We start from the raw sequence: 24968 nt of genomic DNA on the forward strand, positions 1-24968 counted from the left end.
AACCTCCATCTTTAATTAAATTATAACAGGAGAGTTCTATACGACAACTAGCCTAACAGAGGGGGTGAATTGGGACCGATTGTTTCAGACTAGGTTAGTTTCCTTGTTTTATGCCTAATGCAATGCCCTAAATGGTAATGTTTCTTTAGACGCTAGTACCTTAAAAGACAGAGGTGAGCAACGTTGTATCATCATACTAAGAATAAGGGAGATTAAGGAGTTTTAAAGGCTCAAGGCGATTTACACCAAAAAGGTTATTTAATATTGATACCACATACTGAACATTCTCCATTTGATCTCGCCGTTTATAAAGACGGCTATTTCAAAAGAGTTTAAGTTAAGTATAGGGAGTTGACTTCAAAAGTCATTCTAGAAGTCAGATTTCGTTCATCTTATTGCGATACAAATGGTTTGGTTACATCAGTTGTCGACAAAATTGAAATTGATGTGTACTGTGTTTATTGTCCGTAAACCGATGAATGCTATTACTATGACCCTAAACAATTTGATAAGTCATTACGCTTGAGAATAAAGACACATAAGAATAATCAGACTAGCAACGTAAAGTTTACAAAAGATTTTCGTGAGATTCCGTAAAGGCTAAACGTGTCGTACCTGAAATGGTGAAGTAATAGTCCAGATAATAAACAGTATTTCACTACGGTTTCCGCTAGTAGTGAAAGTAGCCGTTGGTGGGGGCAAATCCCTCTAAGGGCACTTTAAGAAGCTACTAATAATAGACTCGAATTTCTCATTTATAGTAACGAGTTTAGCTTCGGTATCCGGAGAGAAAAAGCCAATACTGAAACAGTCACATGAATTGGCAATGAGGGTAGGAGGGGCAGACGCTAGATTATATAGGCTTGTAGGTGTGCCAACAGTGAATTGTGGACTCACTCCTTATAATCTAGGTGCACCCGATGAATATATTGAAGTTAGTGAGTTAATAAATGTTGCAAAAATCCACACATTAACCGCACTTGATTTTCTAATGAAAGACTTAGTTAATAAAGTAGATTTTGATATGAGGTACCTTACGCATAACATTAAAGATAGATCTATCTGTTTGGTATAAGGACTTCAAGAACAAGTCGCTAATGTATCAAAACATTCGGCTATCTTAAAAATCCAATCTAAAAAAAGACTGACGAATCAGTATGAATCGTCAGTTTTTCATATTTGTACGTTGTTTCGTCTTTCTATTCGTGCAAATGCCCGGAAACTTATTAATGTAGCTACATAGGCAAAGACACTTCCGGTAAACAAGGGGATGATACCGGGAATGAAAGTAGTAACAAAGTAGATCCCTATCGCTGTAGCCCCAATCGCAATGACTTCAATAGGGGATGTAATGGCAATTAAGAAAGACTGTTTGATGTATTGAAAGAACTTTAAATTGAAATGTGCATAGACGGGAAAGAAGAATAGGAACGTAACAATCCCAGAAATAAGTATAAAGATTAATATTGGATATAAAAATTGTAACATACCACTATTTTGTTGTAAGAAATAAAAATCGAAATAGAAGAAGTAACTAACAGTTAAGAAAACAAGTCCTAAACCATTTACTTTCAAAAAGTCCGCCCGAAATGAATTCCAAAAGGTAGGGAATATCTTGAACTTTTCCTCGTCTTTAATCAATTTACGAACAACTGCAAACATAGCAGTTGTAGCCGGAAAAATACCGAAAGCAACTAAACCAATCAGTGTAAACACGATCCAAAGAATATTAATGTAAGCTAATTCAATCATTCTATAAGCGATTCTATTGAATTTATCCCAACCAACCAAATTCCTCACCTCTTTAAGCAACTATATGTTGAAAACTATCTAAATTGCAACCATTTTCAATATGTAAGTAATGAAAAGTCTCGGAGTAAAACTTTTGTAATTGCAATTAAAGACGCTTTAGGGACTTGTCTCTTACTAATTATTCATGTAATCTAAAGACGGGTTAACAGGCAATTTAGTCATTTCAGGATATTTGATTTACTAGAAATAATAGTGAAGATCTTTCTAATGGACTCCGCTGGATTACTTAGATAATAATTCAGGTTATTGTCAGCGCTTTCATGGATTCTGCTATTAAAGGAGGTGTAGAATATATAGTCGCGGTTTAATTAGGATATTGAAAGAACTAAAATTCGAAAGGGGTCATTTGGATGAAGAAGTTTGTATTTTTTCTAGTATTAATTTTGATGGGTGCTTTAATTGTTGGTTGTAGCGCAAACGAGGCAGACATAAAGGATAAAGAACCAGAAGATCCAAAAAAAGAAGAAGCAGGAGAAATTGAAACATCAGGTAAGGATGAACTTTCTGGAGAAATAACGGTTTGGGCACATCCATTTTCGGGAGACCAAGAAATTGAAGGGGCAATGTGGAAAGAAATCATTGCAACTTATGAGCAGGAAACAGGTGTTAAAGTAAACTTTGAACAAATTCCATGGGCGAATCGTGACCAAAAAGTATTGACAGCCTTAGCGGCGAACAATGGTCCGGATGTATTCTATGTAATCCCTGACCAAATGCCACAGTATGCTGATGTAGGTATGCTTTTAGAGTTAGATCCCTATTTAGAAGGCTTCGATATTGAAGATTTTGTAGATACGGCATTGGTGTCTACTACTTGGAAGGATAAATTATACGGACTTCCAATTCTACAAGAAGCTTATACTTATATTTATAATGTTGACGTAATTAAAGCAATTGGTGAGGATCCAGAAAACTTGCCTGCAACTTGGGAAGAGTTTGAAAAATGGGCTGAAAAAGCAAAAGACAAAGGATTTTATGCAACAAGCTTCCAAGGTGGAGGATCATTGAATGGAACGTTATATCCATTCCTATGGCAAGCCGGCGGTGATGTTGTAACAGAGAATAACGAAGTTTTGATCAATAACGAAGCTGGCATAGAAGCGTTTACGTTTATCAATAATATGTATGAAAAAGGCTGGATACCAGCAGATTCAATTACTGCAATGGAACACAATGGGCTATGGGAAAGCGGAAAAATGTTAGCTGTGCAAGGCTCAGGTATTTCAGTTAGCCGCTTAATGGGTCAAGACCTTTTTGATTTTGTAATTGCACCACCGATGAAACATAAAGAACAATTGACGTACGGTACAACTGGTATGTTTGTGGCACCGATCAATACGGATAATCCAGCTGCGGCTGCAGAATTCATAAAAGTTATGACAAACACAGACAATCAAAAGAAATTTAACACGGTTACTCAATATATTCCAACGCGTGAATCTGCAAAAGATATCTTTGGTGAACAAAAGTATCTTGAGCAGCTTGCAGGCTATACGCAATATGCATTACCTGGTGTGATCCACCCAGAAGGACGCACTATTATGCCATTGATTCAAGCGGAAATTCAAGCAATGCTAGAAGGGAAGAAAACACCACAAGAAGCAGCGGATGCAGCTGCCGAGGCCGTTCAAGGAAAAATGAAATAAAAAAGCATTTTACGGCTACACATCAATGAGACCAAGGTGCCATTGATAAAATAGTTAGTATAACAAAGAGCTTGATCAGTTAACGATCAAGCTCTTTGTTACTACCAGACAGAATCAAATACTTCTCAGCGCAATTCCCCTCCCTCAAATCTTTTGACATTCAACCAGTTAAATTATAGAAGTGGGGGACTTCCGCTGAATCAAGTGAAAGGGTGAGTACACTGAGTAATACACTAACTTCTAAAAAGAGTAAGCTCCCCCTAGGGGAAAGACTGAAGCGTGAGTGGAAGCGTAATGCCATTGTCTATATCGTTTTAATTCCAGTCATTGCTCATTTTATTGTTTTTCAGATCTATCCATTTTTATTAAGTTTTTACCTAACTTTTATGGACTGGAAAGTAATTGGTGATCCAGAGTTTGTCGGGCTAAAGCATTGGAAGTATTTGCTGACCGATAAATTGGCTTGGAAGGCTATTTGGAATACAGTCGTGTTTTCGGTCTATTATATTTTACCAACGATGGCTTTAGGATTACTCCTTGCAGTCATTATTAATTCGGGTGTAAAGCTCGCGGGCTTCTTCAAGGGAATATTTTTCTTGCCGGTAGTGACGTCATTTGTCATCATCGCTGGGATTTGGGGCTGGTTATTTGGCGGTACAGAAGCAGGGATGATTAACTATATGCTAAGCTTCGTCGGTATTGAACCACAATTGTTCTTATCGAACTCTAGCCAAGCACTAGCAGTATTGGCAGGGCTTAGTATTTTTAAAGTGGCTGGAACAACGATGATTTACTATTTCGCAGGACTTCAGTCAATTGATCGTGGGTTGTATGAAGCGGCACGGATAGATGGTGCTTCATCTTTTAAAATATTTTGGAATATAACTTTTCCATTATTAAAACCGATTCACTTTTATGTAGCAATTACAACAACGATAGGCTCCTTTCAAATTTTCGATTCGGCCTATTTACTAACAGGTGGAGGCCCAAGTTACGCAACGACAACGATTGTTTATTATTTGTATGAACAAGGATTTACTAGCCTAAATTTAAGCTATGCTGCTGTATTATCCTATGTATTATTTTCTATTATTTTGATCATTTCATTGATTCAACGAAAATTTCTGGGGCAAGATTCAAAACATTATTAAAAGGGTAGATGTACGTAGAAAGGAGACTGCAAAATGTTTAAAAAGATTAGTACGTATATAGCGTTATTTGTTTTAGGATTCTGTTTTCTGTTGCCCTTTGCCATTATGATTTTAGGATCCTTTAAAGATGTTCAATTTGCACAGATAGATCCTCTGTTTTGGATACCTGACCCTCCAACAATGAAAAACTATATCTATATTATGAGAGACGGAATGTTTTTACGATGGATTCTCAACTCTGTGATTATTACTGTTATTCCGGTAGCTACTCAAATGCTATTTTGTGCGGTTCTCGGTTATATTTTTGCAAAGAAACAATTTCTAGGCCGAGAAATAATATTTTGGATTTTCATGGCGGTTATTATGATTCCGCAACAACTATTGATTATTCCTAAGTATATTATGTTCTCTGATTTCGGTTGGATCAATACATATTGGGCGTTAATTGTTCCAGAATTGTGGGGAATTATGGGGGTATTTTTAGTTAGACAATTCCTTCAGAGTATACCAAATGATTTGGAAGAGGCCGCTTATATTGATGGGGCTAATGATATCCAGATATTTTTCAAAGTTATTTTGCCACTCGCTGTACCAGTTGTTGCGACAGTCGGTACGTTTTCATTTATTTCAAACTGGAATGATTTATTCCAACCACTAATTTATTTGACGCAAGAGAAAATGTTCCCGATTACCCTTGGTTTAGCCTCTATGCTAGGGAAAGAAGGGAATTTCGGGATTGAAATGGCTGGTTCGGCCGTGTCATTTATACCTACATTCCTCATATTCTTGTTCTTCCAGCGCTATTTCACGGAAGGTATTCAAATGTCTGGGATGAAATAATTTAGGTAAACAGCAAAGGAGTGGGGGAGTCTGAAGCTTGGCATAATAGGGCTCGATACATCACATGTAGTAGCTTTTACAAAACTATTAAATAATCCGAATGAAAGATATCATGTGCCAGGGGGAGAAGTAGTGATTGCTTTTCCTGGTGGATCACATGATTTTGAACTGAGCATCTCTCGTGTGGAAGCCTTTACACAAGAGCTTAGGACTCAGTTTAATGTGGAAATTGTGGATTCGATTGAACAAGTTGCCCATGTATGTGATGCTCTTTTTTTAGAATCCGTAAATGGGGCAGTTCATCATGGGCAATTACAAAAAATAGTTGCGTACAAAAAACCTATATTTATAGATAAACCTTTTAGTATAAGTTCGAAAGTGGCAAATGACATGATACAACTAGCTGCGAAATATGAAACGGCGATTATGAGTACATCAGCGCTTCGCTATGCGGAGAATTTAACAAAAGCTATTAGCAATACGAATATGGGAAAAATCATAGGTGCAGATTGTTTTGGGCCAATGGAGATTCAAGATAGTGAGCAAGGTTTCTTTTGGTATGGCATTCATATGGTCGAAATGCTTTTCACTGTATTAGGTAGGGGTTCCAAGTCGATAAAGACCATCAAGAATCCAGAGCATGACTTAATTACGGGCGTCTGGGAGGACGGTCGTATAGGGACCATTAGAGGCAATCGAGCAGGGAATAATCAGTTTGGGGTATTGATTCATTTTGAGCTAGGTACCGAGTATATTGATATTAGTTTAAATGAAAAACCTTATTATGCCAGTTTATTGGAACAGGTTATGGATTTTTTTCAAGATGGTATTCCAAGAGTTCCTTTGAATGAAACAAAAGAGATTATCCGTTTTGTTGAGGCATGCAACGAAAGTAGCCTATCTGGAAAAACCGTCATCTTATAACGAACAATGAAGTGAATAAAGTGAATAGAAAAAGCCGATGGTAACAACCCCTATCGGCGTATGTAAGTTAACTTTGCTCTTCATCTAAAAAACTTAGTCGGTAAATACGGCGGGGTCTTCCTTTATGCGATACTTTCTCTTCACCGATAATCGTTACCAATTCGGCATCCGTCCATTTTAATAGGATTCTATTAGCACTTCTAATCGTTATGTTTAGTGTTGAGGCTAATTCTTGAGCTGTGTACTCAATTTTTTTATGTCTGGAAACGCGTGCCATTAGCTTTGTCATGTAGGAAGCTGACATACCCGCTTTTTCAGCTTTTTCTAGTAGTTGTGGATCGGTAATTACTAAATTATATCTTTCGTATTGTTTGTCAGTCATTACATCGACAGGTCCCAAAACACTCCGATCTTCACGTACGATATAACAAACGTTGCCACCTAACTCTTTGGATTGTCGAAGCGCTAAACGAGCGTGATTGCCTGCCTCGGCAGCAGTACGACCAAAGCCAACACCCAGACTTATTGTAATGCCGAGTTCACTTTTGACATCCTGCAGTAAGGGGATAAATTTATACCCTCTAGTTTCACGTTCAAAAATACCACGAGTCGTAATGAATGTATATTCTTCTCCACCTAAATTGAGTAGATGTCCATCAAGCTGTTTAATATAATCCAGAAGCATTTGTTGGATACTTAATTTAAATAATTGTACATCATGCTCAGAAGAATAATTTGCTGTGACCCCTTTAAAGTTATCGATGTTAATGAGGCCGAAAACAATTTGAGATTCTTTGTTTCTTCGTGTAGTCGTTGCTAAAAGAGCTCTTTCTAACGAAATAGTCAAATCTTGCTGAGTCGGAGTTACCCATTCATTGGGAATACCGCGAGCGGATAAATGTTTAGAAACTTCTTGAATTCCTGTGAGTGCAATGGCGTTGTTTTTTTGATAATTGTTTACATGAAACTGAACGACTTCTTCAATTATGGTATTTGCCGAAGGGTTTTTATAAATAAGCAGTTCACAATTATCTTCTTCAAGCTCTACTAATATTTGTTCAACATACTTATCTTCAACTGTATCAATGGACAAGGATTTTAAGCTATATCCATTTTTAATAATAAATAACGATCTATATAATCCGGTGCCCATAATCGGCATATGGTGTACAGGTATTATAAATTTTACGGCTTGTTTGGCGATATTGTATGAGTGATATTCGGTAAACATTAGAACTTCAACAACATCCATTAGTTCTCTTGTGATATCAGAAAGTAGACTATCAGGATCGATTGCACGGAAAACGGGTTTGAAATTCGGGAAGTTTTTTAAGGTTTCTCGTGTTTGATCGACAAGCGCTTCTGGACCTATTATTCCGATATTTATTTCTGATTTGTCTGAAATAAAGTGATCTCTTTGCATAAAATCATCCTCCTCATCATTAAAGTCATATAAAACTTTGAACTAGTGTCCTTTTATATAATATTTAGTTCATAATACTTTCTAATAGTTAGTCTGTCAAAAAACGAGGCTATATAAGGTGAAATATAGTTTTTGTTCTACTCTATTAAAAGACCACATAAAGACTTGTCTTTTAATGAGAGTGTACATACAATTATAGAGAGTAAAAGTTTGAATATTTAGGTTACCGGCAAGAAACCAGAAATAACAATTAGGAGTGATAAAATGAAGACGCTTACAGAACTTGAGGATTTTATGACAGAGCCATCCTTAGAGTTGATTGAGGATCTTAAATTAGTAGACGGTGATATTTTAATTTTGGGTGTGGGTGGAAAAATGGGGCCAACGCTAGCGAAAATGACGAAACGGGCAATTGATCAAGCTGGCTTGGACAAAAAGGTGATTGGGGTTTCTCGATTTTCATCAGATAGTTTAAAAAAAGAGTTAGAGGAATTTGGCATTGAAACGATTGCAGTAGATTTGTTGAATGATGAGCAATTGCAATCACTACCAGATGTTAAAAACGTTATTTTTATGGCGGGCAATAAATTTGGTACTGCTGGCAACGAACATTTCACATGGGCAATGAATGCTTATTTACCTGGTAGAATCGCAGACAAATTTAAGAACTCTCGAATTGTTGCATTTTCTTCTGGGAATGTGTATCCACTCACAAATGTCGTGAATGGTAATTGTTCTGAAGATACACCCGCTGGTCCGATTGGAGAATATGCACAATCATGTTTGGGAAGAGAGCGTGTTCTGACAAACTTTTCACGAACGAATGACACACCAATGCTCATCTTCCGTTTGAATTATGCAATAGACTTGAGGTACGGGGTATTATTGGAAATCGCTAAGCATGTGTTAGAAGGTAAAGCCATTGATCTAACAATGGGGAGTGTCAATGTTATTTGGCAAGGAGATGCCAACGAATACGCCGTACGATCTTTACTGCACTGCGATAATCCTCCGAAAATATTGAATGTGACTGGGCCAGAGACCATTTCAGTTCGCTGGTTGGCAGAGGAATTTGGAAAACGATTTGACAAAGAAGCGAAATTTATCAATGAAGAACAGTCGACAGCATTATTAAATAACTCCTCCAAAGCACATCAATTATTTGGGTATCCAAAGGTACCACTACAACAAATGATTGATTTGACAGTAGAATGGTTGGTTAACAACGGAGAAACGCTTAATAAGCCAACTCATTTTCAAGAGCGCAAAGGAGAATTTTAAATGTTGAATCCTGCGGTTAAAGAAAGTTTACATAAAGGGGCAGTTATTCCAGCACACCCTTTAGCGCTAACAGAAAATCGTCAGCTTGACGAAGCCAGTCAACGTGCACTTACTCGTTATTATATTGATGCAGGAGTAGGCGGGATTGCTGTTGGCGTCCACACAACACAGTTTGAAATACGAGATCCACAGTTCAATTTATTCGAAAAGGTTCTAACGATTGCGATTGAAGAGATGAAGAAAGCACAGGTTCCAGATTCTTTTATAAAGATCGGTGGAATTAGTGGACCATTAGAACAGGCCATTGAAGAAGCGAAGTTTATCAAATCAATTGGTTATGACATTGGATTGTTGAGTATGGGTGGGTTACAAAACGCTACCGAGGAAGAGTTGCTACATAGGACTGAAAAAATTGCAGAGATCATCCCGGTTTTTGGATTCTATTTACAAACGGCAGTTGGCGGCCGCATACTTTCTTATGACTTTTGGAGAAAACTTGCGGATATCCCGAATGTTCATGGCATAAAAATTGCACCTTTTAATCGCTATCAATCCTTTGACGTCGTCCGTGCGGTTTGCCACTCAGAAAGAAATGAAGAAATCGCAATTTACACAGGAAATGATGACAATATCATTAATGACTTGTTAACAACCTATCGAATTAATGTAAACGGTGAAAAGGTAGAGAAACAGGTTGTAGGCGGTTTACTTGGGCATTGGTCAGTTTGGACGAAAACAACAGTGGATATTTTCAATACAATAAAAGACATTCGAGCAACAGGTCAGATTCCAAGTGAACTCTTAACATTGGGGCAAGAAATAACAGATGCGAATGCTGCATTCTTCGACCCAAGCAATCAATTTACAGGAAGCATTGCAGGTATCAACGAGGTGCTGTCAAGACAAGGACTTCTGAAGGGTCGTTGGTGTCTACTAGATAAGGGAAAATTGAGTCCAAATCAAATGGAAGAAATAGATCGTGTCTATGCCGAATATCCACATTTACATGATGATGCATTTGTGAAAGAGAACTTGGCCAAATGGTTCAAAGAGTAAGGGGCAAATCAAATGAAATCTATTGTTGCGAGTCATCAAAAAGTCCATATTATCGAAAGTGCTAAGCCAACTATCGAACCTTCCTACGTATTGGTGAAAACATTACATTCTGCTATTTCACCTGGGACGGAACTTAGCTTGGTCGGAATAAGTAAGGATAGGGAAATATCATTAGGGTATAGTGCAGTGGGTATTGTTGAAGAGTGCGGAGAAAATGTGGAGGCATTCCAAATAGGCGATATTGTCGCCTGTTACGGAGCACCCTATGTTGGTCATTCTGAGTTTCTATTAGTCCCAACAACATTATGTGCAAAGGTCCCAGCTAACGTTGAGCCAAAGGAAGCCGCTTTAGCAGGGATTGGCGCGATTGCGATTCATGCACTTAGAGTTGCAAAACTTGGATTTGGCGAAACGGTTGTAGTCGTTGGTTTAGGATTACTAGGTCAAATGATTGCTAAAATCGCTGCTGCAGCCGCATATGATGTAATTGCTTTCGACGTTCAATCAGAACGGGCCGCAATGGTCAATGGAGAAGCGGGTATTCGTTCGTTTTCGACTCTGTCGGAGATGGAAGCAGAAATAAAGGAATGTACGCAAAGCTATGGAGTAGATGCCGTTCTATTATGTGCAGGTGGCAAGCGCTCCTCGCTAACAAGTCAAAGCTTAGAATGGATTCGAAATCAGGGAAAAGTGGTAATTGTGGGAGATATTGAACCGGAATTCCCTCGCGAATTGATGTTTGCAAAGGAAGCACAAATTCTTATTTCCAGAGCTGGTGGTCCAGGACGCTATGATCCGGTATATGAAAAGCAAGCTATCGATTTTCCATATGGTTATGTACGATGGACGGAAGGTAGAAACGTAGCGGAATATTTACGTCTAGTAAGTGAGAAACGCATCCATGTTCAATCCTTCCTAATGGATGAAGTCGATTTTAATGACGGACCTACTGCATACGATGATTTGATGAATAAAAAATCAGTGACATTAACAAAAATTATTAACTATATACGTTGACATTAAGAATCCTACCTACAACACTTGGCGCTTGGGGTGCCTACCGCGATAAGCCGGACAAATACCACTGTTTGTCTTATCGATTCGGCTACCCAAGTAATCGCCCTCTCTGGATTTTATAAAGAATCATTAGTCAATTAAAAGGAGGCTCTTCATATGTTAAAGGTTGGAGTTATTGGGGGGGGTTCTATTTCAGCGTTTCACATTAAGCCATATGTGGAGAACGTTGAAGTAGAGTTGGTAGCGTTATGTGATAAAAATGCAGAACGTCTAGCGAGTGCGGGCGAGCTGTATGGTGTTAGTGGATTGTATAGCAACTATGAAGACTTATTAGGGAATCCAGAAATTGATGCCGTTAGTATTTGTACATGGAATAATACCCATGCAGAGATTGCTATCGCTTCATTGGAAGCAGGAAAGCATGTTTTGGTTGAAAAGCCATTAAGTATGACCGTCGAACAAGCATTAGCTGTTGAAGAGGCAGTCAAGAAATCGGGTAAAATTCTACAGGTTGGATTTGTTAGAAGGCATGGGGATAATACAAAAATACTGAAACAATTTATCGATTCAGGTGAGTTCGGGGAGATGTATTATGCCAAGGCTTCCTGTATACGAAGGCTCGGCAATCCTGGTGGTTGGTTTAGTGATCAGTCAAAATCGGGTGGAGGACCGCTTATCGATTTAGGCGTTCATATGATTGATATATGCTGGTATTTGATGGGCAAACCGCGCCCTGTCTCAGTGAGTGGCAATACCTATTCAAAGCTGGGCAACCGAAGCAATATAAAAAACTTAACATTCTATCAAGCGGCCGACTATGACGCAGCATTAAATAATGTAGAAGATCTAGCAAATGCCCTCATTCGTTTTGACAATGGCGCTTCTTTATTTGTAGATGTTAGCTTTACGCTACATGCTAAAGAAGACGAGTTATACGCTAAATTATTTGGGGAAAAAGGCGGCGCAGAAATCGAACCACAATTAGCGATGGTGACGGAAAAAAATAATACCATCTTAAACATTACGCCACAAATTGATAATCTTAGCTTTGATTTTGAAAAAGCCTTTGCGAATGAAATTAACCATTTCGTTGACTGCTGTATAGAAGGAAAAGAAACGATAGCACCTGTTGCTGACGGCGTGCAAATTATGAAAATGCTAAATGCTGTCTATGAGTCAGCAAAAACGGGCAAAGAAGTTTATTTGTAAATGGATACGTTGAAAAAAGATCTTGTCATTATAGGTGCTGGTCTAGGCGGTTGCGCAGCAGCATTATCGGCTTGTGCTAATGGATTATATGTCGTGTTGACTGAAGAAACTGACTGGATTGGTGGTCAAGTCACTTCACAAGGGGTACCACCCGATGAACATCAATGGATTGAAGAGTTCGGCTCAACACGGAGATACCGGGAATATCGTGGTAAAGTTCGGGAAACGTATTTGCGAGCAATGGATGTCTCGGTTCATAACACAGCTTTTAATCCGGGGAACGGTTTAGTGAGTAAGATTTGCCATGATCCAAGAGTTAGCTTGCATGTATTAAAAGAAATGCTTCTGCCGTATGTCTTAACAAATCAGCTAACGATACAGTTGAATACAATCGTTACATCGGTTGAAAGAACTGGTAGAACAGTGATGAACGTAACCTACCAAAATACACTGACGGGAAAAAAAGGTAAGCTGGCTGCACCGTATTTCATCGATGCTACGGAGGCTGGGGACCTATTGCCACTGGCCAATATCGACTTTGTAACGGGTGCAGAAGCGAAGTCTGTTACAAATGAGATCCATGCATTAGAAATCTCGGATCCGAATGATATTCAAGCATTTACCTATGTACTTGGAATGGAATATAGAGAAGGTGAAGATCACACAATTCCTGAGCCGGAGATGTACCCATTTTGGAAAGAGTATCATCCAGACATATGGCCTGAAAAATATTTGAGCTTCTTTGCTCCACACCCGATTACGAAAAAGAAAAGAGAGTATACGCTATTTCGTGAAGAGCAGGGGTTTCCACTCTGGGAATACCGACGTAGCTTTGATAGACAACAATTTACAACGCCTGTCGATGCGGGTGATGTGAGTTTAATGAACTGGCCCCAAAGTGATTACTTTTTAGGGAATATTTATGATGTCACAGCAGAAGAAAAAGAAAGAAATATATACCAAGCTAAACAGCTAAGCTTATCCCTTCTCTACTGGCTACAAACCGACGCCCCACGACCCGATGGTGGCAAAGGATACCCAGGGTTAAAACTGCGTAAAGATTTATTCGAAACTGAAGATGGCTTGGCAAAAGCTGCTTATATAAGAGAGTCAAGGCGAATCAATGCGGAATATACAATTGTGGAACAAGATGTTTCCCCTGACTTTCATGATGGAAAAACAGGCAAGTTATACGAAGATCGGATTGGAATCGGATCATATAGTATCGACTTACATCCGAGTATGACAGGGAGAACTTATTTTGATGTTAATGCCTTACCATACCATATTCCATTAGGTGCGCTAATCCCGAAGGATACTGACAATTTATTGGCAGGTTGTAAAAACATAGGGACAACACATATTACGAATGGCTGCTATCGACTTCATCCAACAGAGTGGAATATTGGAGAAGCTTGTGGAGCATTAGTTTCTTTTTGTATGAAAGCGAAGGTAAAACCGAAAGAAGTTCGTGAAAATAGTCAGTTGTTAACGGAATTTCAAACGAAGCTAAGAGCAGATGGCTTTGAACTTGAGTGGCCTAAAGAGTTTTACAAAGATTAAAAGCCTTTACAGTGGGGGGATATTATGAATATCAGTGTGAGTATGTATAGCTTGGCAACAACAATAAGAAAAGAACACTGGTCGGTTGAAGAATTTATTGATTATGCAAGTATGATTGCAATCGATGGTGTAGAGCTACTCGATGTGTATTGGGAAAACAAAGCAGATATAACTGAAGAACTGGAGCGAGTAAGAGTTGCATTAAAAAAATATAACTTACGCGTGTCTGCCTATGACATTATGAATAGCTTTGTAAAAGAAACAAGGGAAGAACGTGCTGAAGAAGTAGCGGCCGTTGTGAATGCAATTCAGGTTGCAAAAAAACTGGGCACAAATATTGTTCGTATATTTTGTGGGGATACCAAGGGAGACTTAACCTTTGAAAAAGGATTGGCTTGGATTATTGAAAGTTTAAAAGAATGTGCGCGAACTGCTGAAAAAGAGCAAGTATATTTAGCGATTGAAAATCACGGATTATTGGCTGGTAAGAGTAAACAAGTAAAAGAGATTATTGAGGCAGTGAATAGTCCGTATGTAAAATCAACATTTGATACAGGAAACTTCTTGCTTGTACATGAAAAGCCAACAGAGGCGTTTGAGCAGTTGAAAAATGATATTGTGCATGTCCATTTTAAAGACTTTCGTGAAAAAACGGCAAATGAATCTGTTCGTGGGTTTCTTTCAACAGAAGGTATGGAACTAATCGGTGTAATACCTGGTGATGGTGAAGTCGATCTGAATTATATTGTAGAAGGTTTAAAAAATATCCATTACGACGGTTGGTTATCGATTGAGTATGAGGGACATGACGACGCAAAGATAGCGAATGCAGAGGCGGTTAATCGTTTAAGAAACCTATTGAATTAGGAGGCTTGCAATAATGATGAAAATTGTACTAGGCAGCTTGGAGAAACTCGACTTTCGTGCAACAGTAGAAAATATACGAGTAGTAGAATCAGTAGAACAATTATCGAAAAAAAACAATGAAGAGATTACATATTTTTTAACTGAGACAGAAGAAAATATTAATGCAGTAGTCCGTAATCAAGAACACGTTTATATTCCGGCAACTAGCCTATTAGCAAGCCATCAATCGATAGGGTTACACATTTATTTTGATTTGGAAAGCTATCCATTTTATCAAAAAGTGAAAGAAATGATTAGTAAAGAAGATAAACCAAAAGGTGTTTTCCGTTTTAGGCGTACTGTACAGCATAATCGAAATCACTCGCTGCTCACTGGTGATTTATATACCTTGTCGTCATTACTTGGCAAGCCACAAGATATTCGCGTAAAACAAACAGACCTATCTGTTACACCATCCCATACGATTATTTTGATGAACTTTGGTGGAGGAACAATGGCCCATATTGAATACACGGTAAGTGATCGGGAGCGCATCGAACTTGAGTGGAGTGGGATCAAAAAAATAATCGAGTTTGATAGTGATCAGATGGTATCCATTCAGTCAACAAGAAAGCCGACCCAACCATTAGCCTATTCAGTTGACGCTATTTTAGCATCAGCGCGGAAAGTAGATCAGGAACTTATTGACCGATTGAATGATTTTAGCAGGCTTATCAATGGAGGTGTCTATTCATGAAGATTGGGATAATGAGTTTCGCACATATGCACGCATATAGTTATGCTAACGGATTAACTAGATTGCCAGACGTTGAATTAGTAGGCATCTTTGATGACGATATCGATAGAGGAAAAGAAGCGGCCGAAACGTATCATACAACCCATTATAGTGACCAAGCTGGATTTCTAGCATTGGACATGGATGCTGTCATTATTTGTAGTGAAAACAATCGTCACAAAGAAATGGTTATGCATGCAGCAAAGGCTAAAAAGCACATCTTATGTGAAAAACCAATTGCGACGAATCTTGCAGATGCACAAGAAATGATTCAAGCATGCAAAGATCACCATGTGATTTTACAAATTGCTTATCCAGTTAGATTCAGTTCACCAATTCAACAACTAAAAGAAATGATTGATAACGATGAACTAGGTGAAATTATTGCCTTTCGGACGACAAATCGCGGACAAAATCCGGGTGGATGGTTTATCGATGAGGACCAATCAGGTGGTGGGGCTGTCTTAGATCATACGGTGCATATGGTTGATATTATGCGCTGGTATTTAAATGAAGAAATCGCCGAAGTGGAAGCTATTGTCGATTCATATTTTCATGAAATAGATATCGATGATGCGGGACTTTTGACGTTTGAATTCGCAAATGGAGTAGTCGCTTCGCATGATGCAAGCTGGTCTCGTTTTACAGAATACCCATCATGGGGTGATGCAACAATTGAAGTCATTGGAACGAAGCAAACTGTGAAAGTTGACGCATTTCAAGAACACTTAAGAATGTTTACCAATGAAAAAAAGTCATTGGAATATGTTTTTTGGGGAAATGATATGGACTTTGGATTGATCCAAGATTTTGTCAACTGTGTGAAAGAGGGAAGAGAACCGTCGATCACGGGTTATGACGGGTTGAAGTCATTAGAGGTTTCACTGGCGGGGTATGAATCCAGTAAGTTGAATAAGACGGTTCACTTATAATTGTCGATAAATAGGGCACTAGTGATTATCAATTTTGATAGGAAACGAAAGTGCCTTTTTCTATTCTTTGCTTTGCGGTAGGGCGATTGTAAAATAGAAAACCATCTATTGGAAAAGGTGCTGAGAATCATGGACGAAATTATTTATTGGAATCATCATGAAACAACTTTGTTTGCTGTTGAAGAGTTAAGAAGGTTGATGCGCAATGCTGGATATGAAAGTACGATAGCAGATCACGCTACATATTCCGAAAGTATTGAAAATAGTGATAGAAAAATTCACTTAATCACAACCAATGAATATCATGCCACTTGTAAAAATGACAAAATGGTCACCATTAATGATGATGGATTTGCGTTATTTAGGTCTGGCAATGATCTGTGGATTATCGGGAATGAGGCACGTTCGATTCTTTATGGCGTTTATATGTATTGTAAAAATCGATTTGGCTATGAGTGGACTCAGTTGGATGAAGAGAGCATTGTGAAAAAGGAATTACTAACGCAAGAACAACTATATATTCATGAGCCGATGTTTGCTAGGCGTGGAAATATTATCGAAACCATTAATGATCCTAATTATGTCAACGCCCTTATTGATTGGGGAGTTAAGAATGGTCAAAATGAATACTTTTTCACATTCTTTTTATGGGATTACATCAAATCATACGTGTCCTCTGCGTTAAGGAAACGGAATGTTCATGTAACATTAGGTGGACATAGCTTAAGCTATTTACTGAAAGAAATACAAGAAAACACAAGTGATAATGAACTTAAGCAGAACGAGAAATTGAAGTTTTTTGCTGAAAATAGGAAGCTTCAAGATAAGGTTATTCAAAAAATAGTAGACATCTGTATGGAAAATGAAGTGATTACCAGAGTCTCTTTATGGCCAGAGGATATCGGAATTGATGAGAAAAATGCAAGCGGGTTTTTACCGACATATATTCGATTTACTGAAAAATTGAAGGAAGCGCTTCAGAAGAACAAATCACAAGTAGTTGTGGAATACATTGTCTACAATGCTGGTTTGTCTTGGAACATGTTAGAAAGAGAAGATCAAACAGAAGCCTCGGACCATGTCGATGTATTGTATGCCTATTGGGGAAGGGATTATTCGACCGCAATTGACTCCAACGAGCCAAAACAAAAGAGAGCATATGAAACATTGCAGGATTGGAATAAGCAAGCCATTAAAAAGGGCAGATCATTAACTGTTTTAGAGTATTATAGTGACCATTTTATGTTATCCGAACTGTTCCCTCCATTACTGACAAGAATTCAGCAGGATTTACATGATTACAAAGAAATGAATATACAAGGCGTTTTAAATTTAATTGTTCCGACGCATCAAAAACGAAAACATCCCGAGATAGAGAAAAACTATCCATGGAAATGGATTCACCATCTTAATAATTATATATACGCTAGAATTGCCTGGGGCGAAGAATACAAGGTCATTGTCGAAGAATATTTCACAGTGTTGAATGAAGACAAAGAGGCATTCCAACAAATGTTTGTCGAACTGGAAGCACTTATTTCACAGCACACGAAGTGGAATGCTCCCCTATTTCCAGCGCGGCTTGTTGACCCGGAAAAAGTAGAAGACCGGATAACCTATCCACAAATTCCATCGTATTTACGTGAAGTTTATAATCGGTTAGCTGAGTGGGATTTCACGGAGACAGAATCATTTTTAGCGATTCAAACAAAAGATAACTTTACATCGTTTACAACGAAAGAAATGATGTTAATTTATTTTTATTATCTAAAAGAGGTAGCTGGAATTCATGCAGAGGCATGGACATTAGAGGTTGAACAATAATACAAGCAAGATAAGCGGAGGTTTATAAAATGGGTTTTAGTAATCTGCATTATTACGTACCCACCCAAAAGGTGGACAAACAAACTGTAATTGAAAAAAGTCTTATTATTTACGGGGGTACACCAGCAGGGTTAACGGCAGCCATTCAAGCAAAACGGATGGGTATCACGGTTGCAATTGTGGAGTTTAGTGAAAATATTGGCGGGATGACTGCCAGTGGATTGGGTGCAACAGATCTTGGTGCGGAAGATGCAGTTGGTGGTCTTTCGCGTGAATTTTATCAAGAAATTGCAAAGTATTATCAAAAAGAAAAGCAATGGACATTCGAACCTAAGGCCGCTCAATCTGTGTTCGATCAATGGATGAAAGCGTATGATATTCCAGTATATTTAAACCAACATTTAGCTGAAGTGACTAAAGAAAATCAGCAGATTACTGAAATTGTCATGGAAAATGGAACCCGATTTAGTGGGAAAGTCTTTCTGGATTGTAGTTATGAAGGTGATTTACTCGCCAAGTCAGGTGTTTCTTATTTTGTTGGACGCGAATCCAATGCAACATATCAGGAAATTTATAATGGCATTCAGTTTGGTGCGCCGCATCATAAATTCGAAAAATGGATTGATCCTTATGTTGTTGAGGGACAACCTAAAAGTGGCGTTTTGCCAGGAATTGCAGAAGATGACCGTGAACAATTGGGCTATCAAGGGCAAGGAGATCACCGGATTCAAGCGTATAATTTCCGGATTTGCTTGACAAAAGATCCAGAGAATCAGATTTCGTTCCCGAAGCCAGCTTATTATGACGACAAACGATACGAACTTCTACTGCGCTATATTCACTCTGGTGTTTGGGATGCCATGAAACTTCATACGATGTTGCCGAATGGGAAATCGGATTTAAATAATTATGGAGCGATTTCAACGGATCATATCGGGATGAATTACGATTGGCCAGAAGGAAGTTACCAAAGACGTGAGGAAATCTTTCAGGATCATGTGAATTATGATATGGGAATGTTGTACTTTTTAGCGAATGATTCGCGCGTTCCAGATGCAATACGTCAGGAAGTGAGTGAGTGGGGATTGCCGAAAGACGAGTTTGGAAAAACGGGAAACTGGCCACATCAGTTGTACATTCGTGAAGGCAGACGAATGATTTCTGATTATGTCATGTCCGATCGCAATTGCCTACAACAGACGTTTGTCGACGATCCAATCGGTTTGGCATCCTTCCATATGGATTCTCATAATTGCAGACGCGTCGTGATTGATGGCCGAAGTGTGAATGAGGGAGATGTTCAAGTTCCCATTGGCCCTTATGAAATTTCATATCGCTCCATTCGTCCAAAAGCTACGGAATGTACCAATTTACTTGTCCCGGTTTGCTTATCAAGCTCTCATATTGCGTATGGTTCCATTCGAATGGAACCCATCTTTATGATTCTAGGCCAGTCGGCGGGTGTGGCTGCAGCTCTTGCTATTCAGCATCAAACAACTGTTCAAGATGTCAATTACGAGGAGCTAAAGCAGGAGCTTCTAAAGGCCAATCAAGTCGTTGAATGGGGAACTGATATGGTAGATGATCCGATTAAACGGATGGAAGAAACGTTTGGTAAATAGATTGTGGTGAAGAAAGACTACTTAATTAATGGAGGATTCATATGAAGATACTATCTTGGAATCATGATCGCTTGGATGAGCTAGTTGAGTTGTGGAATAAGGAATTGGCCGCAGACTTTCCAATGCGAAAAGAGTTGTTTGAGCAAAATAGTTTTAATGATAAAAACGTTTCCTATGAAGATTCTCATATCGCAGTAGATGACCAAGACCACGTCATCGGCTTCGTTATCGCTAAACGCTGGAAAGAAGAAATCGATGTTAAAATGGATGACAAAAAAGGTTGGATTCAAGTGCTGTTAGTAGATCGTGACCACCGTGGAAAAGGGATTGGAACGGAGTTACTTGAACGTGCAGAAACAGGATTAAAAGAAAAAGGGGTTGTGGCCATGCAATTGGCTGGTGATCCTTTTCATTATTTCTCAGGCATTCCAGACCAATATCAAGATGCACAAAAATGGGCAGAGAAAAATGGTTATGTTAAAAAATTAGACACCTATGATTTAATAAACCATTTGGACAAAAAGTATCCTTTCCCAGAGGTTGATTCTGTTACATTTTCAATACTTAAAAGAGAAGAAGAGGCAGAATTCATTTCATTCTTCGAAAGATGTTTCCCGGGAAGATGGGAATATGAAACAATTAAATACTTTGAAATGAACGGGGAAGGACGAGAATTCGTCGTCCTTAAAAAGAAGGGTCAGATTATCGGGTTTTGTAGAATCAATGATTCCCACTCGCCTTCAATTGCGCAAAACGTTTACTGGAGTCCACTTTTTGCCCAAGAAATTGCTGGAATTGGTCCATTAGGAATTGATACAAATGAACAAAAAAAAGGCTACGGATTAGCGATTGTTCAAGCAGCAATGGCTTATATACAAGAACGAAATATCGAAACAATTGTCATTGACTGGACAATATTAGTGGAGTTCTACGAGAAATTAGACTTTAAAACATGGAAAAAGTATGGAATTTATTTGAAGGGTGTCAAGTGAATATTTCCGTAAAGGAGTTGAGCAAAATGTCATAATTTCACTTCATGGTCAACTGAATTTGAAATCTCTTTGCAAGCAAAAAAAAGAAACTAGGGGTGTAAAAATGAAGAAGAATTCGTCTCGAAAAGCAGGTTTTTTCTTACTTTGCATGATCATGATTTTCAGTTTACTACCAGCCATTCCTGCATCAGTTTTTGCTGAAGATACTGGAATTTCGGTAGGTGTTGTGAATCCAGGATTTGAAATGCCTTTAGATGCAGATGGAGCAATTCCTGGATGGATTCCAGAAAATGCAGCACCAGGGATATCAATTAGTCCATCGGTTTTTAATAATGGCAGTCAAAGCTTACATTTTAAGGATGGCTCGGACAAATCCGGCCTTCGTGTATTAAGTGATAAGGTTGCGGTTATCCCAGGAAAAGCATACTTGTCAAAAGTGATGATAAATGTTGTCAATCAGACGCATAATATTGTTTCTGAAGTGCGCTACTATGACGGGAATAATAAGGTGATATCCGATAAAATCAAAGTGGAATTGTTCGGAAATTTGCCGAGAAATCAATGGACGGAGTTAAAGGTTTTCACGGATGTTCCGACCAATGCATCCTATGCAAGGCTTGCTTTTTACTCGGGTGGAATTAGTTTAACCGAAGCATATTTCGACGATGTAACGCTCGAGTTAGCTGAGGAAGACAAATTATTAGAACGCGATTATAATAATCCCACAAAACTTGGGGAAATGGTGCAAGTACAATTGGGACAGGCATCTGTCATCCAAGAAAACAAAATGGGAGAAAATGAAGTGTACTATCATTCGAATGGTCTACCAGGAACATTTTCAGTGATAGATGCAGAAACCGGGAAACTTAAATTTTCAGAAGTGATAAAGGGAACAGAAGCATTATGGGCAATGACAGTCGGACCTGATAAGAATGTGTATTTTGCAGGGACTGGCGATGGGAAACTATATAGGTATGTACCTGAACTGAAAAAGATAGAAGAATTAGGCGTAAATCCATCGGATGATTGGGTCTGGGATTTAGAGGCTACAGCAGATGGAAAGATTTACGGATCAACATATCCACATGCTAGTGTTTTTGAGTATGATATTGCAACTGGAAAGTTCAGAGATTACGGGAATGTAAAAGCGGGACAGCAATATGCCAGAGGAATAGCCGTAACGGATGAGCATATTTACGTGGGCATCGGGACGACCAAGCATCTATTTAAAGTAGATAGAGTGACTGGTGAAAAAGAAGAAGTAATCCTTGAAGGCCATTCCGGGGAAGATGGAATGATCGAAAACATATTTGTCGTCAATGATATGCTTTTTGTTTCGGTTGGTTCTATAACTATGCTTGTAATTGATCCGAAAACGAACGAGGTTATTCACACATTTCAATATAGCAATATGATTTCTGAACCATCGCCGCATAATGCTAATCTCATCTACTATAAATTTAAAAATCTTTTGTATCAATATGATTTTAGTGTCAATCAATCTACATTGATCGAAGGTATTCCGCTGCTCCCTGACACTGTTCGTGTGAAGGATATGGAGTGGATCACATTAACTAGCGGAGAAACAGTTTTGGCTATGGTGACGCAGTACGGAGAGTTCATGTATTATGAGCCAATCAACAATGATATGAAATTTGTCAAACTAGATATCTCTTCTCAGGCAGTAGCTATCCAAGCACTTGAAACTGGCCATGATGGGAAGTTATATATGGGCGGTTATCAGCGCGGGATGAGCATTTATAATCCATTTGAAAAAGAATTGGAAGTAAGTATTCCATCGTTTGCACAGCCAGAAGGCATAGGATTTTTAAATGGAAAAGTGTTCTACGGAACTTATGTTGGTGCGATGATGTACAGCTATGACCCTCTAAAAGATGTAGATTTAAATAGCAATCCACAGTTTGAGTATGATATTACTGACCAGCAAGACCGGCCTTTTGCTATTACATCAGGGGACGATAAATTATTCGTTGGTACGGTTCCAGATTACGGCATTCTAGGTGGCGTTCTAGCCATCTATGATGAAAAAACAAATAAGTGGTCGCAACATCGAAATATCGTACAAGACCAAAGTATTATTGCTTTGGCTTATAAAGATGGAAAACTATATGGCGGTACATCTGTATGGGGTGGCTTAGGAGCAGACCCGAAAGCTAAAGAAGCAAAAATATTCGTATGGGATGTTGAAACAGGCGAGAAGATTGAAGAATTCACGCCAACTATTCCAGGAATCGATGAAACACCAAGAATGATTGGTGGGCTGTCATTTGGTCCTGATGGTAATCTATGGGGAGCAGTGGATGGAACTATTTTCGTAATGGACCCAGTAACGAAAGAAATTGTGAAAAGTAAAGTCATCCGACCAAGCTTATATAATAGTAGCAAATGGTTCCCATACCGTCTGCAATGGGCCCCAGATGGAATGTTATATACAACATTATCTCGGAAGCTGATTGCGATCGATCCGGAGACATTAGCCTATCAAGTTCTGGTAGAAGATTTTATGAATAATATGTCACTCGGAGTGGATGGTAGTATTTATTATGCATTAGGTAGTAATTTGCATAAAATTGCTATTCCAGAAACCGATGCAACATTATCATCCATTACAGCGGATGGAAAATTATTGAGCGATTTTTCACCGGGACTAACAAAATATACGATTTCCTCGACACATAAAATGATGCTAGTTGCTGAAGCGAATGTGGCAGGAGCTCAAATTGACATTGTGGATAGTGAGGACAGTACAACTATCAAAGTTACAGCAACAGATGGAAAGTCTATGTTGGAATACAAAATTGATTGGAAAATTGAAATTGAAAAACCAGAGTATGGAAGCACAGGTGGAGGCGATACAACAACACCGACTCCAGTTGAACCTGGAAAAGTTGTTGTTGTTGTAGATGAAAAAGATGTTGCCAATCAAGTGAATGATTCCAAGACTAAAAATGTTGAGGTCACAGTTCCGGCTCCAACTGAAGCAACACCTGAAGTGAAAGTAGAAGTTTCAGCAGCAACTTTAAAAGCCATCGCTGATTCTGCAAAACCATTAGTAGTGAAAGCTGGAGATATGGAAGTATCTGTTCCTTCAGAAGTACTCAAATCAATTTCACAATCGGTACCCGGAAACGTAACGATTTCAGTTGGACTTGTGAAAAATTCAGAAACTCCGGGCAATGGAACTTCAGTATCCGCAGTATATGAATTCACAATTTCTGTTGAGAAAGACGGTAAAACGTCAAATGTTACTACATTCACTCAACCAGTTGTAATTTCTATACCGGTTGATGCTTCCAAAGTAAAAGATGGACGTAAAGTAGCAGCGTATTATGTAAATGAAAAAACAAATGCAGTGGAGTACATGGGTGGTAAATTGGCCAATGGAAAAGTTGAATTTAAAACGAAACACTTCTCTAAATTTGTTATTGTAGAAAATGACAAAACATTTACAGATATCCAAAAGTATTGGGCACAAAATGAAATTGAAGTGTTAGCTTCACGCTCAATCATTGCAGGAAAAACAGATACTACATTTAATCCTGGCGGAGATATTACACGTGCGGAATTTGCAGTCCTCATTGCGCGCGCACTTAACTTACCGACAGCTAATTACAAAGGCACATTTAAAGATGTAACACAAAGCAAAGCATGGGCGTATGCAGGCGTTGAAGCTGCATTCGAAGCAGGCATTGTAAAAGGGAAATCAGCAGATCATTTCGATCCTGACGCATTAATCACACGTGAAGAAATTGCGACGATGATTATTCGTGCAGTTGAGTATCAAGATGCATCGCTAGTTGCTGGTTTAGACGTATCAAAAACATTCGCAGATGATGCGAAAATCGGAGCATTTGCAAAAGCATCTGTTGCAAATGCGGCAGCACTTGGCATCGTTATGGGCGGTTCGGATAATAACTTCAAACCGAAATCGAACGCAACGCGTGCAGAATCTGCAGTTATGTTATACCGTGTATTGCAAAAACTGAATGAATTTTAATTCCCGGTGCCAGCCA

At 38.6% G+C, this 24968-nt stretch carries 18 protein-coding genes and 1 pseudogene; 17 read left to right on the forward strand and 2 right to left on the reverse strand.

Translation table 11 applies throughout. From position 1 onward, the window contains the following. The first annotated feature begins 183 nt into the window (after positions 1 to 183). A pseudogene (locus H2672_RS01915) lies at positions 184 to 597 on the forward strand (group I intron-associated PD-(D/E)XK endonuclease). A 576-nt stretch (positions 598 to 1173) separates the two neighbouring features. On the opposite strand, the gene H2672_RS01920 reads toward H2672_RS01915, so the two are convergent. Further along, a complete protein-coding gene (locus tag H2672_RS01920; protein WP_186668381.1) occupies positions 1174 to 1791 on the reverse strand; it encodes a YesL family protein in 618 nt (205 codons plus the stop codon). Between the two features lie 371 nt (positions 1792 to 2162). Between H2672_RS01920 and H2672_RS01925 the strand changes: the two genes are divergently transcribed. The 4 genes from H2672_RS01925 (at position 2163) to H2672_RS01940 (ending at position 6373) form a co-directional block, all read left to right on the forward strand. Next, complete coding sequence (locus tag H2672_RS01925; RefSeq protein WP_186668383.1) at positions 2163 to 3458, forward strand: sugar ABC transporter substrate-binding protein; 1296 nt, start codon at positions 2163 to 2165, stop codon at positions 3456 to 3458. 212 nt (positions 3459 to 3670) lie between these two features. After that, a complete protein-coding gene (locus tag H2672_RS01930) occupies positions 3671 to 4609 on the forward strand; it encodes a carbohydrate ABC transporter permease (RefSeq protein WP_370569579.1) in 939 nt (312 codons plus the stop codon). A gap of 33 nt (positions 4610 to 4642) precedes the next feature. Continuing rightward, positions 4643 to 5449: a carbohydrate ABC transporter permease gene (locus H2672_RS01935; protein WP_186668386.1), complete on the forward strand. Its 807-nt coding sequence runs from the start codon at positions 4643 to 4645 to the stop codon at positions 5447 to 5449. Positions 5450 to 5581: 132 nt separating this feature from the next. Beyond that, on the forward strand, positions 5582 to 6373 hold the full coding sequence (locus H2672_RS01940; protein ID WP_370569580.1) for a Gfo/Idh/MocA family oxidoreductase: 792 nt from the start codon (positions 5582 to 5584) through the stop codon (positions 6371 to 6373). A 67-nt stretch (positions 6374 to 6440) separates the two neighbouring features. Here H2672_RS01940 and H2672_RS01945 read toward each other — a convergent pair whose 3' ends face one another. Next, positions 6441 to 7796, reverse strand: coding sequence for a GGDEF domain-containing protein (locus H2672_RS01945; RefSeq protein ID WP_186668388.1), 1356 nt, complete (start codon positions 7794 to 7796; stop codon positions 6441 to 6443). A gap of 264 nt (positions 7797 to 8060) precedes the next feature. Here H2672_RS01945 and H2672_RS01950 point away from each other — a divergent pair, with 264 nt between their 5' ends. The 12 genes from H2672_RS01950 to H2672_RS02005 all read left to right on the forward strand — a co-directional run bounded on the left by H2672_RS01950 (position 8061) and on the right by H2672_RS02005 (position 24952). Further along, a complete protein-coding gene (locus tag H2672_RS01950; protein ID WP_186668389.1) occupies positions 8061 to 9077 on the forward strand; it encodes an NAD-dependent epimerase/dehydratase family protein in 1017 nt (338 codons plus the stop codon). Then, positions 9078 to 10133 carry a dihydrodipicolinate synthase family protein gene (locus H2672_RS01955; protein ID WP_186668391.1) on the forward strand — a complete coding sequence of 352 codons (1056 nt, stop codon included), beginning with the start codon at positions 9078 to 9080 and terminating at the stop codon, positions 10131 to 10133. 12 nt (positions 10134 to 10145) lie between these two features. Further along, positions 10146 to 11150, forward strand: coding sequence for a zinc-dependent alcohol dehydrogenase (locus H2672_RS01960; RefSeq protein ID WP_186668393.1), 1005 nt, complete (start codon positions 10146 to 10148; stop codon positions 11148 to 11150). 156 nt (positions 11151 to 11306) lie between these two features. Beyond that, a complete protein-coding gene (locus H2672_RS01965) occupies positions 11307 to 12359 on the forward strand; it encodes a Gfo/Idh/MocA family protein (RefSeq protein ID WP_186668395.1) in 1053 nt (350 codons plus the stop codon). Further along, complete coding sequence (locus H2672_RS01970; RefSeq protein ID WP_186668397.1) at positions 12360 to 13922, forward strand: FAD-dependent oxidoreductase; 1563 nt, start codon at positions 12360 to 12362, stop codon at positions 13920 to 13922. Between the two features lie 24 nt (positions 13923 to 13946). Continuing rightward, positions 13947 to 14789, forward strand: a complete 843-nt coding sequence (locus H2672_RS01975; RefSeq protein ID WP_186668399.1) for a sugar phosphate isomerase/epimerase family protein — start codon at positions 13947 to 13949, stop codon at positions 14787 to 14789. A gap of 13 nt (positions 14790 to 14802) precedes the next feature. Then, on the forward strand, positions 14803 to 15525 hold the full coding sequence (locus H2672_RS01980; RefSeq protein WP_186668401.1) for a hypothetical protein: 723 nt from the start codon (positions 14803 to 14805) through the stop codon (positions 15523 to 15525). Further along, the gene (locus tag H2672_RS01985; protein ID WP_186668403.1) at positions 15522 to 16496 is read left to right on the forward strand and encodes a Gfo/Idh/MocA family protein; all 975 of its coding nucleotides are present in this window, start codon (positions 15522 to 15524) and stop codon (positions 16494 to 16496) included. The genes H2672_RS01980 and H2672_RS01985 overlap by 4 nt, the downstream gene beginning before the upstream one ends. Positions 16497 to 16604: 108 nt before the next feature. Continuing rightward, positions 16605 to 18320: an alpha-glucuronidase family glycosyl hydrolase gene (locus H2672_RS01990; protein ID WP_255485251.1), complete on the forward strand. Its 1716-nt coding sequence runs from the start codon at positions 16605 to 16607 to the stop codon at positions 18318 to 18320. Between the two features lie 29 nt (positions 18321 to 18349). Next, the gene (locus H2672_RS01995; protein WP_186668407.1) at positions 18350 to 19942 is read left to right on the forward strand and encodes an FAD-dependent oxidoreductase; all 1593 of its coding nucleotides are present in this window, start codon (positions 18350 to 18352) and stop codon (positions 19940 to 19942) included. A gap of 41 nt (positions 19943 to 19983) precedes the next feature. After that, positions 19984 to 20934 carry a GNAT family N-acetyltransferase gene (locus H2672_RS02000; RefSeq protein ID WP_186668409.1) on the forward strand — a complete coding sequence of 317 codons (951 nt, stop codon included), beginning with the start codon at positions 19984 to 19986 and terminating at the stop codon, positions 20932 to 20934. Between the two features lie 103 nt (positions 20935 to 21037). Beyond that, positions 21038 to 24952 carry an S-layer homology domain-containing protein gene (locus tag H2672_RS02005; protein WP_186668410.1) on the forward strand — a complete coding sequence of 1305 codons (3915 nt, stop codon included), beginning with the start codon at positions 21038 to 21040 and terminating at the stop codon, positions 24950 to 24952. Positions 24953 to 24968: the final 16 nt, after the last annotated feature.

Source organism: Sporosarcina sp. BP05 (genome assembly GCF_014282005.1).
Taxonomy (GTDB): Bacteria; Bacillota; Bacilli; order Bacillales_A; family Planococcaceae; genus Sporosarcina.